Genomic DNA, 15,816 nt, shown 5'->3' with positions numbered 1-15,816 from the left:
TTGCAGCTTAGCTTATTTGTAACTTTGTTTGTTCATCCATTTTCAAGTTACAAGCTACACGAAGGGGCGTCATCGAGCGCCCTTTCACTTTTCTACAGCTTACTCACAATACGCAACAGATCAGGGAGATCACAATGGATCGAAGTCAGGCATTTCAATTAGTCGGTGTGGGTCTACGTACACCTCACCTCGACTACTTCGAACACAATGCTAATCAAGTTGGTTGGTTAGAGATTCATAGTGAGAATTACTTCCAAACAAACAGCACGGAGTATCAGCAGTTATTGGCAATTCGAGAACAGGTAGAGATAAGCTGTCATGGTATTGGCTTGTCACTCGGCTCTACCAGTAAAGTCAACCAATCGCATTTACTGTCACTCCAACAATTAATCCGTGAAATCCAGCCGTTCGTTGTTTCCGATCATCTAAGTTGGAGTGAGCATGGTGGTCACTATTTCAATGACCTATTACCTCTGCCTTACACTGAAGAAGCACTACAACTTTTTTGTCGTAATGTGCAGCAGGTTCAAGACGCCATTCAACGCCCACTGTTAATAGAGAATCCGTCTAGTTATCTTCGTTTCAATCATTCGACGATTCCCGAGTGGGAATTTCTGGCGGAAGTACAGCGGCAAACAGATTGTCGTTTATTACTCGATCTAAACAATGTGCACGTCTCCTGCTTCAACCATCAGTACGATACTAATCAGTACTTGGCGGCCATTGACCCTGCCACTGTCGACGAAATTCATCTAGCCGGATTTACTCGTAAGCAATTAGAACAAGGAGAGATTTGGATTGACACACACAGCGCCCGAGTATCCGATGAGGTTTGGCAGCTCTATAAAGACTGGAATCGTATTAATACACCAGTTCCAACCTTGATCGAATGGGATTTAGACATCCCTGCTCCGCAAGTTCTATTAGAAGAAGCCAATAAAGCCATCGACATCTTACTTGAAGTTCCCCTTACTCAAACTCTAAGGAGTGCATAACAATGACGCTTAACGAGCTCCAACAGCGATTCAGTCAAGCACTCCTCTATCAAAGCACCGGAGAGGACTGTGACATTTTATCCGATCATTTTACCGCGATTGATCGAATCCAGATCTACCGAAATAACTTTGTTGTTAGCTTATCTGAGGTACTAACAGCTTGCTATCCGATAACACGCCAACTGGTTGGCGATGAATGTTTTGATTCGATGGCAAAGCACCATATTACTCAACATCCTCCGCGCTCCGGTAATGTTATGAGTTATGGAGCCGGGTTTGCTGACTCTGTGAGCCAACTTGAAAACATCACGCTTGCTGTGCCATATCTGCTGGATGTGATGGCGATTGAATGGTCATTAGACGAACTGCAAAGAGCAGAAGACGTTACTTTAAAAGAAGGTCTGGAACCTATCATCAATTTGGCGTCCGTGCCAGAAAGTCAACATTCAGACTTAGTGTTTCATGTGAAACCTTCTAGTCACTTAATCCACTCGAATTATGCCATCGGTAGTCTTTTCCAAGCAGTAAAAGACAACGAATTCGATAACTTAGACATTAATCAAGCCGAAACGCTACTCATGGTTAAACGAGGTTCTGCTCAACCAACGCTACACATTCTGAATGATCAACTTCAACAGCTATGGGTCGAGATAAGCCATGGCAATCCATTAAAGCGAATAAATCCCGCTCTACTATCTGAACTACCAAACTTGCTTACGTGGGACGTTGTAGCCGGGTTCACTCTATTCAACGAAAGCAATCCAAGGAGTATGGTATGAATACGAAAGTAACACACTGGCTCACGACTTATGACAACCTTATCGACGCGCTACAACGCGGTTTTGTTCCCTTACTATTAGTATTTTGTCGGCTTTGGGTATCATGGGTGTTTTTTAATTCGGGACTCACCAAGATTGCTTCCTGGGACAGTACTCTCTACTTGTTTGAGTATGAGTATCAAGTTCCCCTTATTCCTTGGGAGCTAGCGGCTTATATGGGAACAGCAGCAGAATTGGTGTTACCTGTCTTTTTGGTTCTCGGGTTGTTTACCCGCCCAATGGCAGCAATATTATTTGTGTTTAATATCATTGCGGTTGTTTCTTACCCGCTACTTTGGGAAAAAGGCTTTTATGATCATCAATTATGGGGATTAATGATCTTGATCGTTGTCGTTTGGGGACCAGGACCAATATCTGCAGATAAACTTATCCGCTCTAAATTTAATTAGCATTAATAAGAATGGAAAAAATAACCCCGCTTAGATAAGCGGGGTTATTTTAGGATGTGATTTATTTATTCGCCAGAAACTCTTTAAGCTCTTCTGCGGAAATACCTTGGTCAGAAAGTTCTTTCGCTAATAACTGAACTTGTTCACCTTTGCGAGACTCAATGACTCTCTGAAATTGATACACGATATCACGCAACATATGGATTGGTACTTGTTTAGCGGCACTGCGGATGCGCTCTTCGCTCTGATTGCCTAGTTCATTAAGCAATTTACCAAACATGATTTTTTCTGGAGACTCTTCCATCTGCTCGAGAATGCGAGCCATTTCGTAAGTTGTCAAAGACATTACTGCGTTTATCCAGTTAATAATTAATACGGTGTGTTTATTGCTAAATATACACCTGTTTCTTTAATTGGAAAACAAAATCGTTTTTTAATTAGCCGATTTTTACAGTTTGATGCCAACCTTTGCCAACTTTCGATCTTAGGATAAATAACGCAGGCAACACTAACCACATCTGCATTGCGATCATATACGGCGCATCAAGACCAGCTCTTTGCATCGTCCCCACGAGTAATCCAGAGCCACTCATTTGAAACAGCCCCAACAATGCTGCAGCTGTACCTGCTTTATCTCCAAATGGTGCCAACGCTTTACCTGCGGAAGCTCCTAGAATCAACGCGAAGCCAATTGACGACATAATCACAGGAAGCATAAATGATGCAGGTGTTGCAAAACGTGCACCCCACGCCATTAACCCACCAGCAACTAATAGTGTGGTAATACCTAGTTGTAGTGTTTTGTGAGTACCGATTTTATCCATAATTTTAGGCGCTAGCATACATGCCGCAATGTTAAAGACCGCATTCAGACCAAACCAGTAGGTAAACTCATTCATCGTTAGTCCCATCTTGTCCATCAGAACCACTGGGGCTGAGGTGACATAAGCTAAGATAACACCCATGGCTAATAAGCATAACGACGCATGGAAAACGAACGTCGGAGTTCGCAGTACATCGATGTAGCGCGACAGCGCAAAGTACTGCTGTCCTTCTTGTTTAGGGTTGGTCTCCCTCATGTTGAATAGCACTAACGCACCAACAAACAACGCGAAGCCGGCCATAAAGCTAAAGTTAGCACGCCAGCCATATTGTTGGGTCAGGTAACTGCCCAAGATCGGTGCTAACGCAGGAATAAAGCAGATAGCGCCATTAAGATAACTGATCACCTTGCCGCTTTTCTCTGGCCCATACATGTCGCGAACGGTTGCAAAGGCTGCCACAGATGTCGCGCACGCACCTAAGCCTTGCAGCAACCTAGCAGCAAGCATCCAATCAATTGATTGAGCCGCCCACGCCAAGCAAGCACTCAATCCATAGATAGCTATACCGCCGAGAGCAACCGTTCGACGTCCAAGTTTATCCGCAAGGGGACCTGCAAACACTTGTCCTACACCCATAGCAAATAGGAACCACGTAATCGTATCTTGCGCTAACGTATGCTCTACATCGAAAGCCGTAGAGATTTGTGTTAGCGCTGGAAGATAAATATCGATAGCCAGTGGGCTAAAGAATACCAGCATAACTAACGCTGCGATTTGGATTTTTGACGGTGCCGTTTGCAAGGTATTTGCCTCTTACAGATAAGATAACTTTAGATTGTTTGCGCAGAGTTTAGTCTTGTTATGATATGAACAGAAATGGTTTATACTCATTAGTATTATTCCCACTAGGAATGTCCTAACATGAACCTCGAAAAGCTGAGCCGAATTGATCTTAACTTATTGTTGTGTCTGAATGTGTTGCTTGAAGAATGTAACGTGACTCGCGCTGCGAACCGCTTATGCCTAAGTCAATCGGCCGTTAGTAAATCACTTGCCAAACTCAGAGTGCTTTTCGACGACCCATTATTTACTCGCCATGCACATGGTCTGGTGCCTACACCACGGGCATTGCAGCTCAAACCTAAGCTCGAAGTTCTAGTGACTCACATGCAATCGATAACTGAACCACCCGAGTTCTCGCCTACTACCAGTGAATATCGATTCCATATTGCGGCGGTAGAAAGCGTTTATCCGCTTATTATGCCGCACTTCTTACCAGCTATTTTTGGACAAGGACCAAACCTCAGCATCAGCACCCACTCTTGGACTGAGCTGACGTTTGAGAGAATGCAAAAAGGTGAACTTGATTTAGGGATTACAGGTAAAGACATTGATATTAGAGATGCAGTTCGAACCATGTATCCACCTGATGATATTCAAGAGCTTGAAGTGTATCGTGACAACCAAATGTGTTTAGTCCGCGCAAACCACCCTGTGCTATCTAAGCCTTGGAATTTGGAAACCTATTTGTCGCTTCGCCATGTACAAGTTCGTTGTGATGGAAGTGATCGATGGTTATTAGACTACAAACTCTCAGATATGGGCAGAGAGCGCGATATCGCCATCACCGTTCCTGACTTCAATAATGCCGCAGCACTTTGTAGTTACACCGACTTCGTTTTTACCGCACCTCGACACTTCGTACACCTAGTCGCGGAACAGATGGGGCTTACCGTGCTTCCTTTACCTTTAGAGTTTCCTCCTATGGCGTACACACTCTTTTGGCATAAGGACAGAAATCGCGATCCCGCGTTAACTTGGCTGATTGATATTATCCGTCAGAAGACATTACACCTGAGATAACCCGTATAACGTTTGACGTCGGGTTTTGATTGTTGAAACCTTATTTCGCAGCCACCGGAATCGATTGTATATGGGCGGCAAAAGCGCTAGCTTATAGGGCAAATACTACCAGGTGACTTGTTTCGCCATGATGAAGGAATAACAGATGCAGGAACAAATTTCTCGCCGAGTTGAGCTGGTTCAAGCTTGGCTTGTAGCAAACGATCTTGATGCGTTTATCGTCGCACACGAAGACGAGTACTTGGGCGAGTATGTACCCGCTCATAATGAGCGTCTACATTGGCTAACACAGTTTACTGGCTCAGCAGGCGCTGCTGTTGTGACTCGCGAAAATGCGGCCATTTTTGTCGATGGCCGTTATACGGTGCAAGTAAGAAAACAAGTACCTGATGGTATTTTTGAATACTGCCACCTCATTGAGCAACCACCAACTAAATGGGTAACCGAGACACTTCCTGTCGGTTCTCGTATTGGTATAGACCCACGCATGCACCGTGGCAGCTGGTATCAAGGTGCCTTAGTTCAATTGGGTAGTAAGTTCGAACTGGTCGCAACAGAACAAAACCCAATCGACATTAATTGGAGCGATCGTCCAGAACCTCAGCTAAGCCAAGTTCGTTTAATGCCTATTGAAAAAGTAGGACAAAGTAGTCAAGACAAGCGTACAGCTCTAGGGCAATCACTAGTGGCCTCTGACGCTGATGCCGCTATCATTACTGAATTGGATTCGATTTGCTGGCTTCTGAACGTACGTGGGCTTGATGTATCTCGTCTGCCAGTCTTACTGGCGCATGCCATCCTCTACTCCGATGGCTCAACAAAGTTCTTCATTGATGAGTCACGAATTGACGACCGTGCGGCATTCGACGTTCACGTAGGCAACGGAGTTGAAGTATGTAGCCCTAGCGATTTAGAGCGAGCTCTTGAGGCTCTATCTGGCAAAAAAGTCACCTTGGACCCAGCAACCAGTAATGCTTGGTTCCAACTAAAGCTTGAGGCTTTCGGAGCGAAACAGTTACAACTTGCCGACCCTTGTCTAATGCCAAAAGCGGCTAAAAATGATGTAGAAATCGAAGGAATGAAAGCTTGTCACATCCGAGATGGTGCTGCGATGGTTAAGTTCCTCTCTTGGTTGGACAAAGAAGTGGCTAGCGGAAATCTCTATGATGAAGCTATTCTCTCCGATAAGTTAGAATCATTCCGTCAACTCGATAGCTCACTCGTAGACCTTAGCTTTGACACGATTTCCGCCTCTGCAGGAAATGCCGCGATGTGTCACTACAACCATGAAAATCAAGAAGTCCCTGGTGCGATTATTAAAGATACTCTATATCTGGTTGACTCAGGTGGCCAGTATCTTGATGGTACTACCGATATCACAAGAACAATCGCTATTGGTTCGCCTTCAGAAGAAATGAAGCGCCAGTTTACATTGGTGCTTAAAGGTCATATTGCTCTTGCATCCGCCCTATTCCCCAACGGCACCTGTGGTCACCAGTTAGATGTTTTAGCTCGTCAGCATTTGTGGGCAAATGGTTTTGACTATGATCACGGCACTGGCCATGGTGTTGGACATTTCTTAAGTGTTCATGAAGGACCACAACGCATTGCTAAAGCAGTGAATAACACTCCACTCATTGCCGGAATGGTACTGTCAAACGAACCTGGGTACTATCGCGCTGATGAGTTTGGCATCCGTATTGAGAATTTGGAACTGGTTATCGAGAAATCGACACAAGGTGATGCTAGCATGCTTGGTTTTGATTCGTTGACTCGTTGCCCTATCGATAAGCGAAATATCGTTAGCTCATTGTTAACGGATGAAGAAATCAACTGGCTGGATTCGTATCACCGTAAAGTGTTTGATGAGGTAGCGCCACTTGTTGAAGGTGAGCCGCTTGATTGGTTAGAGCAAGCCTGCGCACCGCTTGTTCGCTAGCTTACCCGAGAGATTAAAAAGGAGCTGTTTAACAGCTCCTTTTTTTGTTTCACGTGAAACACTTCATAGACTATACCGGTTTATCCTGAATAGGATTGGTGCCAATCTTTCCAAACCGGTTCCATTCCAACTTGCTTGACAGACTCAGCAACAAGACGAGCGCTACGTTCATCACTAATAGCAAACTGTTCAAGCTCTTCTTCTTCATTAGCGTAACCACCAGGCTGTGTTTTTGATGCCGCACTGATACTGGTGATTCCTAGTGGATAAACATGGTCTCGAAAAGTTGGAGATTCACGTGTAGACAGAGAAAGCTCAACTTCATTGTTAAACAATCTATAAGCACATATTAGTTGCACTAACTGTTTATCTGTCATTACAGATTTTGGTTGCAACGCACCTTCACAGGGTCTTAGTCTTGGAAAAGAGATAGAGTAACGAGACTTCCAATAACGGCCTTCTAAGTACTGTAAGTGCGCTGCTACAAAAAAGCAGTCCGTGCGCCACTCTTCTAAGCCGATCAACGAGCCAATACCAATCTTATCGATACCTGCTTTCGCTAATCTATCAGGTGTATCTAACCGATAATCAAAATCCATCTTGTTGCCACGCAAATGATGTTCGGCATAGGTTCTGCGATTATAGGTTTCTTGATACACCATAACCGCATCCAAACCACTATGCTTTAGCTCAGCATACTCATTTTGGTCCAAAGGTTGAACTTCCATTGCTAGGTAGCTGAAGTGCTTTTTGATTGCTGGAAGAACTTGCTTGAAATACTTCATCCCTACTTTGTTTTCATGCTCTCCCGTTACCAATAGAATATTGTCAAATCCCATAGATTTAATCACATTGCATTCAGCATTGATTTCCTCTTCAGAGAGTGTCTTACGTTTGATACGGTTTTCCATTGAGAAACCGCAATAGGTACAAGCATTGGCACAGAGATTAGACAGGTACAATGGAATGTACATCGACATGGTATGTCCAAAACGCTTACGAGTGAGCGCAAAAGAGCGCTGCGCTAATTGCTCTAAGTACGGCTCTGCCGCCGGAGAAATTAACGCCTTAAAGTCTTCAAGATCTAACTTGGTTTTACTCAAAGCACGCTGAACGTCTCTTTCTGTTTTCGAGTATATTGATAGACGAACGTCGTCCCAGTTGTACTTAGCGTGTTCCTCAACAAAACTCATCGTTTCACCTTTATCTATCGAACTCACATTGAATCAAGAAAAGCGGTTAGCGGGCTGGATGCCACCGCGTGGTTTACCGTTCCTGCCAGGCCACTTTCATAGGCCAAACGCCCAGATTCGACTGCGAGCTTAAATGCACGAGCCATTTGAACTGGATCTGCCGCCGCGGCAATCGCTGTATTCACCAACACAGCGTCTGCGCCCATTTCCATTGCCAACGCAGCATGAGAAGGCGCGCCGATTCCGGCATCAACAACCACTGGTACGTTAGCCTGCTCGATTATAATTTCTAAGAAATCACGACTTACCAAACCTTTGTTACTACCAATGGGTGCTCCCAAAGGCATCACCGCAGCACAACCCACTTCTTCTAGATGCTTGCATAACGTAGGATCTGAGTGGCAGTAAGGAAGCACAACAAATCCGTCTTTTACTAACTGCTCCGCCGCCTTCAAGGTCTCAATAGGATCCGGTAGCAAGTATTTTGGGTCTGGATGAATTTCAAGTTTCACCCAATTTGTGCCTAACGCTTCGCGCGCTAAGTGCGCAGCAAAGACGGCATCTTTTGCGTTCTTCGCCCCAGATGTATTAGGTAATAGGTTTACGTTATTACCAATAAGTGGACTTAGGATGTCGTCATCTTGTTGGTTTAGGTCAACACGTTTAAGTGCCATGGTTGCCAACTCTGACTGACTTTCAGCAATAGCTGCAATCATGAGTGACTTATCGGCGAACTTTCCCGTTCCAGTAAACAAACGTGAGTTAAAGGTCTTTCCTGCGATAGTGAGCATATTAGCCTCCTGCGATAGCTTGGAAAATATTGATGGACATGTTGGATTTGACTGTGAAATCCGACCATTTGGCTCTTGGTATAATTTCATCGTCTACTGCTACCGCACAGCCTTGCGTTTCAATATCTAGCTCTTTAAGTACGCTAATGAGGTTAAGCTCGTGAGAGGTTTCTTTCGGTGCGTTATTTACGGTAAATTGGATCATTTTTGATTCCTGTTGTTTTCTTCGAATCACGGCAAACTGAACACGTCTCATCATGAGAAATCTTAAGAGACTGCCACTGTCCAGTTAAGCCATCAAATAGCTTCAATTCAGGGTGACTGCTGTTACCTAAGTCTGTAATGACCTTTAGCGCCTCTAAAGCTTGATAGACGCCCATCATCCCCACTACTGGTCCCATTACACTCGACTCAGAACATTTCATTGCCCTATCAAGTTCTTCGAATGGATAGAGGCAGTGATAACAAGGTGTGGCTAGTTTAGAGAACTGAAATACCGCCAATTGACCGCTCCAACCTATCGCGGCGGCAGTCACTAGAGCTTTGCGATTCTCAACACAGGCTTTGTTTATTGCCTGCCGAGTTTCTATATTGTCAGTACAGTCAATCACAACATCTGCCAAGGACACCTCGAGCGCTAATTGGCTACCGTGCAAACGACGCTTAATGGTCCTAACATTAATGTCTGAGTTTTGTGTCTTGAGAAAATCAGCCAGAGTTTTTACTTTGGATTGCCCAACCTCATTTGAACGATAGGTAATTTGTCTCGGTAAGTTCGACAGCTCGATATCATCATCATCAGCGATAACGATTCTTCCTACTCCCGCTCCAGCTATATACATGCTTGCTGCTGTACCTAATCCACCACACCCAACAATTAGTACATGACTTTCACAAATCGCCGCTTGGCCGTTTTCACCGACATTGGGCAAGCTCAGCTGCCTTAGATATTGTTGAAACTGTTTATCGGAGACCATCGCGCTCTCCTGCCATTATTAGTGAGAACTCATCGATAACGTACTGAGTATCAGCCGCTAAAGTTAACGCTCTCACTACCGCTAGGCTGGTAACACCACAATCCCAAACAGGTTTAGCGGTTTGCAGGTCAATACCGCCAATAGCAACTGTTGGGTAACCAAGCTTCTCTCCATATTGAATAGAGTCGATCAATTGCTGATACAGAGCGAGTCGTACCAACCCCTGAGGTCTTGATGGCATGACTTTAGTGGTTGTCGGAAAAATGTGACCTAATGCGATATAGCTGGGATGAATTTGGACCACCCGAAGCAGTTCATAATAACCATGGGTAGAAAGACCAAGCGCGATATTGTTGGATGCCAACAAGGTAAGGTCTGCAGTCTCTATATCTTCTTGACCTAGGTGTACACCAAAGGCGCCATACTCAATAGCCAATTGCCAGTAGTCATTGATAAATACTTGCGCGTCATACTGCTCACCCAATTGAATGGCTTTCTGAATCTGCTGAGCAAGATTAGGGTAATCAGGGTCTTTGATTCTTAATTGAATCGTCTTTATACCTTGTTTCAGTAAGCGCTCAATCCACTCTACGTTATCAACAACCGGGTACAGCCCAAGACTGCTTTTAGATAACGTCTGAAATACGGATGTGGAGGCTCTCACTGCCCATCCCACTTTAATAGCTAGATGAGAGTTTTCTATCACCGGAGTGAAGAACTGCTCCCTTGTTGATGGCCATGTTTCACGTGAAACACTTCCTGCTCTAGCTAACATAACAGCATCTTCAAGAGGAAAATCCAACACAATAGAGACAATAAACCAAGCAAAGTGCTCTTGAGCATCAGTTAACGATAGCGCTCCCGATGACGCCTTAATCACCTCTTCACGACAAGACCATATATCCTTTCGTTCAAACTCCGAATGAACATCAATATAAACGTCTCCAAGCGTCATTGACTGTATCACCTTGGGGAAATCGCTTTCTACAAAACCATGGTGATAGTGAAGTCGATAGTCCGCCTCATTATTCATTTGCACTGATAGCAGATCAGAACTGATGATTTGGCGACGTTCAGAGTCATCAATGTGAATAACATCCGACTCTTTGACTTCTGATATCTGAATATCTTCGATATCAAAGCCTACACTCTGCGCTAACGACAGAACATGACGAACGCGTTCAATAAGATCTTGATGATTAGATGGGATTAAAAGTGTCAACGGAAGCTCCTTCGCTTACTCTTCAGTTACGGCTGGATGATAAAGTTCGGCGCCCGTAGCTCTGAACTCTTTAGATTTTTGACGCATACCTTCCAATGGATCATCAATCAATTTGATGTCGATGCTCTCAGCCCCTTGCTGCTCTTTGGCGTATTCTCTAACTTCTTGAGATATTTTCATTGAGCAGAATTTAGGTCCGCACATAGAACAAAAGTGAGCGACTTTTCCGGACTCCTGAGGGAGAGTCTCATCGTGAAATTGACGCGCGGTATCAGGGTCTAATGACAAGTTAAACTGGTCTTCCCAACGGAACTCAAAACGAGCCTTTGACAAAGCGTTGTCTCGAATTTGTGCACCAGGATGCCCTTTAGCTAAGTCGGCAGCGTGAGCGGCGAGCTTATAGGTAATAAGCCCCGTTTTTACATCGTCTTTGTTTGGTAGACCGAGGTGTTCTTTTGGAGTGACGTAGCACAGCATAGCGCACCCGTACCAGCCAATCATAGCCGCACCAATACCTGACGTAATGTGGTCATATCCTGGTGCAATATCTGTTGTGAGTGGACCCAACGTGTAGAATGGTGCTTCGTGACAATGCTCCAGTTGCTCTTCCATATTCTCTTTGATCATATGCATTGGAACATGGCCTGGACCTTCAATAATTACTTGTACATCGTGTTCCCAAGCAATTTTAGTGAGTTTCCCAAGTGTGCGTAATTCGGCAAACTGAGCTTCATCATTGGCATCCGCAATAGAGCCAGGGCGTAAGCCATCTCCTAAGGAAAGAGCCACGTCATAGCGTGCACATATCTCACAGATTTCTTTGAAGTTGGTATAGAGGAAACTCTCCTCGTGGTGGGCAAGACACCACTTAGCAATAATGGATCCGCCGCGAGATACGATTCCAGTAACACGTTTAGCAGTCATCGGAATATGACTCAGAAGTAAGCCAGCATGTATAGTAAAGTAGTCTACGCCCTGCTCTGCTTGCTCGATAAGCGTATCACGCATAACTTCCCAAGTAAGATTTTCAGCAACCCCATTCACCTTCTCTAAGGCTTGATACATAGGAACCGTACCAATTGGCACTGGGCTATTTCTTAATATCCACTCTCTGGTTTCGTGGATATTACGGCCCGTCGACAAATCCATTACCGTATCGGCTCCCCAACGAGTGCCCCAAACAAGTTTTTCTACTTCTTCTTCAATCGATGAAGTTACTGATGAATTACCGATATTGGCATTAACCTTCACCAAGAAATTGCGTCCAATGATCATTGGCTCTGACTCGGGGTGGTTAATATTGGAAGGAATGATCGCGCGCCCTTCAGCGACCTCTTTGCGAACGAATTCTGGCGTAATCTCTTTAGGTAGGTTAGCACCAAAGTGCTGACCCGGATGCTGCTGGGTGAGCATTTCATCATTGAGTTTTTGACGTCCCATATTCTCGCGTATCGCGATGTATTCCATTTCAGGGGTAATGATGCCTTTCCTAGCATAATGGAGCTGAGTAACACATGCACCCTCTACACCTCGTCGGATACGGGGAAGCTGGCCATAGCGAAGCTCATCAAGCGTCTCATCCTCAAGTCTCTCTTTGGCAAATTCAGAGCTCACACCGGCTAATACTTCCGTGTCAGAACGTTCATCAATCCATTGTTCTCTTAACTTTGGTAGGCCTGAATAGAGGTCAATATGGTGGTTTGGATCGGTATAAACACCGGACGTGTCATAGACATGAATAGGTTCGTTGGGAACATAGATAGGATTATCTTGACTGCCTCCTATTAGGCTATCGGCCAACGATATCTCGCGCATAGGGACTTGTAAGTCACTGCGGCTACCTTGAATATAGGTCTTCTGAGAGTTTGGATAGGGAGTCACCGATAGCGTATCGATGAAGTTTTTTGCTTCCAGTCTGCTTTGCTTACGTGTCGACATAGCATTTCCTTATATATCATATAGTTATAAAAGATAAATGCTTGACGGATGTGTGAGTACAAGAGGTATCAACCACAATAGCTTGCGCTATTTGATAAATAAAAGAGGGAGGGTTTCCATTTTATTTCTCCTGTTCCCTTCGCTGGTACTAACCAGATCAGGTTCAACGGATCCCGAATTAACGGTCTCAGCCCTAAGGCACTCCGACAAGTATTGAAGCGATTATAGAATAATTAGTTCCGATTTTTCAACCAAACTATGTATCTTTTTGTTTAACTTTTGATCAGCAACTGAAACCCTATCCAACATGCCGAGATACTTAGAACCACATTGAGTAGAACATTGAGCCCCATTTTCAGAAATGCTCCCTGTTGCATCAAGAGTACATTGTCCATGGAAAACGTAGAAAAGGTAGTTAATGCGCCAAGAAACCCAAGACCTATTATTTGACGCCATGGCTCTGGGGCAAGTACCTCAGTCTCAAAAGCTGCTATGAGTAACCCCATAATAAACGAACCAACTACGTTAACGGTAAGTGTCCCATAAGGGAACCCTCGACCAAAAAGTACAATACATAATTCTGAAACTAAGTAGCGTGAGCATGCACCAAAAGCACCACCTATCGCTATAAAACCTAAAACTGCAAACTGACCCATCATCGAGTACCTAAAATTAAATGCCTATAGAGCTAATAGTATACGAACACTTGATGATTTCGACAGAAGTCAGCGAAAATTATGTTTTCATAAGACACAGATAGCTATCGTTTGTAGTCAAAATTTAAAACGTTACAGGAGTCACTTTTAACTCACTTTGACGTATCCCATTAGTCCTGTCTTCATATGTTCAATAACATGACAGTGATACATCCAGCTTCCAGGGTTATCTGCAACAAATGCAACTTTTGCTCTGCCGTTTTTTCCAAGTAACACAGTGTCGGTATGAAATGGCTCAACCTCTTGGCCATCCAGCTCAAGCACTGTAAAAGTATGACCGTGTAGATGAATAGGATGGTGATACTGCGTGACATTTCTGAGATCGAAAATATAAGTGCGACCCAACTCCAACTCTGCAATAGGATCTGGAATTTTATCTTTACTCATGCCTTCCCAAGCTCTTTTGTTCATTAACCAGAACTTAGGTATAGCTTTACCGTCTTTACTTGCTGGAGTAACAGCCCCTTCCCACTCGAAGACAAAGTCCTTGGTGATGGCATTCGATAGGTCAGGCTTTGGAATTGGGTTTAATGGTAAGGATGGTATCTTTTGTTCCTTAGCAACACTCTCACCTTTGACTGAGAAAGCACAAAGAGGAAATGGAAAGTTTCCTTTTAGGTGGCGAACATAGAATGTAGAACCATCTTGCTTAGGGGCAACTATGGCCAAATCAAGACGCATACCTGGGCCCATTTTATGGTTAGTAAGCTTATACGGAGTGGCTATTGGGTTTCCATCGATAGCAATTACCCAAGCTGTCGCGCCTTCTACAGCGATCTTATAAGTTAAGGTATTATCAACATTTACCACACGCGCTCTAATAAGCCCATTAGGACGAACTTTGTAATTAGGTTCATTGGTGCCATTAACTGTTCCCCACTCACCAGGAGTACCCATACGAGCGCTATATCGAGGAATCATTAGCTGCTTCCAATTACCTTTTTTGTCTATGTGCCAATTTTTTAATACTAATTCCATATCATGATCGAATTCTAAAGGCTCGCTCTCTTCAACAATAAGCGCTCCAACCAATCCCTTGCCGAGTTGAACCACGCTATTCATATGAGGGTGATACCAAAAGGTTCCGGCATCTGGCGGCGTAAATTCATAGATAAAGGTTTCATTAGGCATTATCGGGGGCTGACTTAGGAAAGGTACGCCATCCATCTCGATAGGTATTCGAAGTCCATGCCAGTGAATCGTCGTGGGTTCGTCTAGCTTGTTAGTGAAACGAATGACTACCTTCTGTCCTTGCTTGCAGCGAATTGTGGGCGCAGGAATTTGGCCGTTAAAGCCTAAGACCTCGGTTTGATATCCTGGAACAAGTTCTGCAGTCGTCGGTTGCGCCGTCAGATCATAAACGATGAGATCTTGTGACTCAGAGACTTTTGTTAATGAGCACCCAGGGATAGCAGCAATAGCAGAAAATGATAATGAGCTTTTTAAGAAAGTACGGCGAGATAGATTCATTCTAATAGTCCTTTTTGACCTATTAGATAATGATTCTCAATTACTTGCAATTAACTTAATTGATAGATGTGAATGTAGACTTGAATGGCTATATGAAAACTATGACAAATATCAGACTGTAACGATTTGAGGTAAAAATCCGTTTAAGTCGATAATAACAGCACTAGGAAAGGGAATTACTAAACTCTAGATAATAAAAAACCCGACGCTTTCGCATCGGGTTTTCTAAAAAGTGGCGGAGTGGACGGGACTCGAACCCGCGACCCCCGGCGTGACAGGCCGGTATTCTAACCAACTGAACTACCACTCCGCAGTGGTCTATTTAAAGTCTTATCTTAATCGTGCTTTAAACAGATGTTGTTCAAAGCCTGGCGATGTCCTACTCTCACATGGGGAAGCCCCACACTACCATCGGCGCTATTGCGTTTCACTTCTGAGTTCGGCATGGAATCAGGTGGGTCCACAACGCTATGGTCGCCAAGCAAATTCTTAATTCGGAAAGCCGTTATTGTGTTCTCATACACATTCAATTCGTTCTTGCTTTGAGTCCATCAAAACCCTTTGGGTGTTGTATGGTTAAGCCTCACGGGCAATTAGTACAGGTTAGCTCAACGCCTCACAACGCTTACACACCCTGCCTATCAACGTTCTAGTCTCGAA

General features: G+C 44.2%; 15 protein-coding genes, 1 tRNA gene, 2 rRNA genes and 1 riboswitch. Of the genes, 5 read left to right on the top strand and 13 right to left on the bottom strand.

Annotation, left to right across the window (positions count from 1 at the left end; genetic code table 11):
• Window positions 1-134 precede the first annotated feature (134 nt).
• From bufB to VME0621_RS25435, 3 genes are read left to right on the top strand one after another with little or no spacing between them, the layout of a single operon-like run.
• Window positions 135-995 (top strand): MNIO family bufferin maturase, encoded by an 861-nt coding sequence (gene bufB / locus VME0621_RS25445; RefSeq protein ID WP_062463576.1) that lies wholly within the window; start codon window positions 135-137, stop codon window positions 993-995.
• Between the two features lie 2 nt (window positions 996-997).
• The gene (locus tag VME0621_RS25440) at window positions 998-1,774 is read left to right on the top strand and encodes an HvfC/BufC N-terminal domain-containing protein (protein WP_062463573.1); all 777 of its coding nucleotides are present in this window, start codon (window positions 998-1,000) and stop codon (window positions 1,772-1,774) included.
• Window positions 1,771-2,223, top strand: a complete 453-nt coding sequence (locus VME0621_RS25435; protein ID WP_062463570.1) for a DoxX family protein — start codon at window positions 1,771-1,773, stop codon at window positions 2,221-2,223. The genes VME0621_RS25440 and VME0621_RS25435 overlap by 4 nt, the downstream gene beginning before the upstream one ends.
• A gap of 61 nt (window positions 2,224-2,284) precedes the next feature.
• Here VME0621_RS25435 and tsrA read toward each other — a convergent pair whose 3' ends face one another.
• Together tsrA and VME0621_RS25425 are read right to left on the bottom strand one after the other, a co-directional pair.
• Window positions 2,285-2,569, bottom strand: coding sequence for an H-NS-like global regulator TsrA (tsrA, locus tag VME0621_RS25430; RefSeq protein ID WP_006074597.1), 285 nt, complete (start codon window positions 2,567-2,569; stop codon window positions 2,285-2,287).
• Between the two features lie 91 nt (window positions 2,570-2,660).
• Complete coding sequence (locus tag VME0621_RS25425; RefSeq protein ID WP_062463596.1) at window positions 2,661-3,806, bottom strand: multidrug effflux MFS transporter; 1,146 nt, start codon at window positions 3,804-3,806, stop codon at window positions 2,661-2,663.
• 162 nt (window positions 3,807-3,968) lie between these two features.
• Between VME0621_RS25425 and VME0621_RS25420 the strand changes: the two genes are divergently transcribed.
• Window positions 3,969-4,910: a LysR family transcriptional regulator gene (locus VME0621_RS25420; protein WP_062463567.1), complete on the top strand. Its 942-nt coding sequence runs from the start codon at window positions 3,969-3,971 to the stop codon at window positions 4,908-4,910.
• 145 nt (window positions 4,911-5,055) lie between these two features.
• The gene (locus VME0621_RS25415) at window positions 5,056-6,849 is read left to right on the top strand and encodes an aminopeptidase P family protein (protein ID WP_062463564.1); all 1,794 of its coding nucleotides are present in this window, start codon (window positions 5,056-5,058) and stop codon (window positions 6,847-6,849) included.
• A gap of 80 nt (window positions 6,850-6,929) precedes the next feature.
• Here the strand turns inward: VME0621_RS25415 and thiH are convergent, their stop codons facing one another.
• The 11 genes from thiH to VME0621_RS25360 form a co-directional block, all read right to left on the bottom strand.
• Window positions 6,930-8,042: a 2-iminoacetate synthase ThiH gene (gene thiH, locus VME0621_RS25410; RefSeq protein ID WP_006074603.1), complete on the bottom strand. Its 1,113-nt coding sequence runs from the start codon at window positions 8,040-8,042 to the stop codon at window positions 6,930-6,932.
• Between the two features lie 23 nt (window positions 8,043-8,065).
• Window positions 8,066-8,833 (bottom strand): thiazole synthase, encoded by a 768-nt coding sequence (locus VME0621_RS25405; RefSeq protein WP_062463562.1) that lies wholly within the window; start codon window positions 8,831-8,833, stop codon window positions 8,066-8,068.
• A 1-nt stretch (window position 8,834) separates the two neighbouring features.
• Entirely contained in the window at window positions 8,835-9,038 is a 204-nt protein-coding gene (gene thiS, locus VME0621_RS25400; RefSeq protein ID WP_006074605.1) for a sulfur carrier protein ThiS, read from the bottom strand.
• Window positions 9,016-9,810 (bottom strand): HesA/MoeB/ThiF family protein, encoded by a 795-nt coding sequence (locus VME0621_RS25395; RefSeq protein WP_062463560.1) that lies wholly within the window; start codon window positions 9,808-9,810, stop codon window positions 9,016-9,018. Before VME0621_RS25395 ends, thiS begins: the two co-directional genes overlap by 23 nt.
• A complete protein-coding gene (locus VME0621_RS25390; RefSeq protein ID WP_062463557.1) occupies window positions 9,797-11,032 on the bottom strand; it encodes a thiamine phosphate synthase in 1,236 nt (411 codons plus the stop codon). The genes VME0621_RS25395 and VME0621_RS25390 overlap by 14 nt, the downstream gene beginning before the upstream one ends.
• A gap of 15 nt (window positions 11,033-11,047) precedes the next feature.
• Complete coding sequence (gene thiC, locus VME0621_RS25385) at window positions 11,048-12,970, bottom strand: phosphomethylpyrimidine synthase ThiC (protein ID WP_038224388.1); 1,923 nt, start codon at window positions 12,968-12,970, stop codon at window positions 11,048-11,050.
• 117 nt (window positions 12,971-13,087) lie between these two features.
• Window positions 13,088-13,186: riboswitch (TPP riboswitch) on the bottom strand.
• A 56-nt stretch (window positions 13,187-13,242) separates the two neighbouring features.
• Window positions 13,243-13,626, bottom strand: coding sequence for a fluoride efflux transporter CrcB (gene crcB / locus VME0621_RS25380; protein WP_006074609.1), 384 nt, complete (start codon window positions 13,624-13,626; stop codon window positions 13,243-13,245).
• Window positions 13,627-13,773: 147 nt separating this feature from the next.
• Window positions 13,774-15,156, bottom strand: coding sequence for a multicopper oxidase family protein (locus VME0621_RS25375; protein WP_062463554.1), 1,383 nt, complete (start codon window positions 15,154-15,156; stop codon window positions 13,774-13,776).
• A 233-nt stretch (window positions 15,157-15,389) separates the two neighbouring features.
• A tRNA-Asp gene (locus tag VME0621_RS25370) sits at window positions 15,390-15,466 on the bottom strand.
• 56 nt (window positions 15,467-15,522) lie between these two features.
• Window positions 15,523-15,638, bottom strand: a 5S ribosomal RNA gene (gene rrf, locus VME0621_RS25365).
• A gap of 90 nt (window positions 15,639-15,728) precedes the next feature.
• Window positions 15,729-15,816: ribosomal RNA gene (locus tag VME0621_RS25360) — 23S ribosomal RNA — on the bottom strand; the annotation flags it as partial.

The sequence above is a fragment of the Vibrio mediterranei genome (genome assembly GCF_900088415.1).
GTDB lineage: Bacteria > Pseudomonadota > Gammaproteobacteria > Enterobacterales > Vibrionaceae > Vibrio > Vibrio mediterranei.
Note: the sequence above shows the minus strand (reverse complement) of the source record. Positions and strands in the feature narration are given on the sequence as shown.

Coding starts and splice junctions, on each gene's coding strand:
- bufB (WP_062463576.1), top strand. CDS start 135: ATGGATCGAAGTCAGGCATTTCAATTAGTCGGTGTGGGTCTACGTACA.
- VME0621_RS25440 (WP_062463573.1), top strand. CDS start 998: ATGACGCTTAACGAGCTCCAACAGCGATTCAGTCAAGCACTCCTCTAT.
- VME0621_RS25435 (WP_062463570.1), top strand. CDS start 1,771: ATGAATACGAAAGTAACACACTGGCTCACGACTTATGACAACCTTATC.
- tsrA (WP_006074597.1), bottom strand. CDS start 2,569: ATGTCTTTGACAACTTACGAAATGGCTCGCATTCTCGAGCAGATGGAA.
- VME0621_RS25425 (WP_062463596.1), bottom strand. CDS start 3,806: ATGCTGGTATTCTTTAGCCCACTGGCTATCGATATTTATCTTCCAGCG.
- VME0621_RS25420 (WP_062463567.1), top strand. CDS start 3,969: ATGAACCTCGAAAAGCTGAGCCGAATTGATCTTAACTTATTGTTGTGT.
- VME0621_RS25415 (WP_062463564.1), top strand. CDS start 5,056: ATGCAGGAACAAATTTCTCGCCGAGTTGAGCTGGTTCAAGCTTGGCTT.
- thiH (WP_006074603.1), bottom strand. CDS start 8,042: ATGAGTTTTGTTGAGGAACACGCTAAGTACAACTGGGACGACGTTCGT.
- VME0621_RS25405 (WP_062463562.1), bottom strand. CDS start 8,833: ATGCTCACTATCGCAGGAAAGACCTTTAACTCACGTTTGTTTACTGGA.
- thiS (WP_006074605.1), bottom strand. CDS start 9,038: ATGATCCAATTTACCGTAAATAACGCACCGAAAGAAACCTCTCACGAG.
- VME0621_RS25395 (WP_062463560.1), bottom strand. CDS start 9,810: ATGGTCTCCGATAAACAGTTTCAACAATATCTAAGGCAGCTGAGCTTG.
- thiC (WP_038224388.1), bottom strand. CDS start 12,970: ATGTCGACACGTAAGCAAAGCAGACTGGAAGCAAAAAACTTCATCGAT.
- crcB (WP_006074609.1), bottom strand. CDS start 13,626: ATGGGTCAGTTTGCAGTTTTAGGTTTTATAGCGATAGGTGGTGCTTTT.
- VME0621_RS25375 (WP_062463554.1), bottom strand. CDS start 15,156: ATGAATCTATCTCGCCGTACTTTCTTAAAAAGCTCATTATCATTTTCT.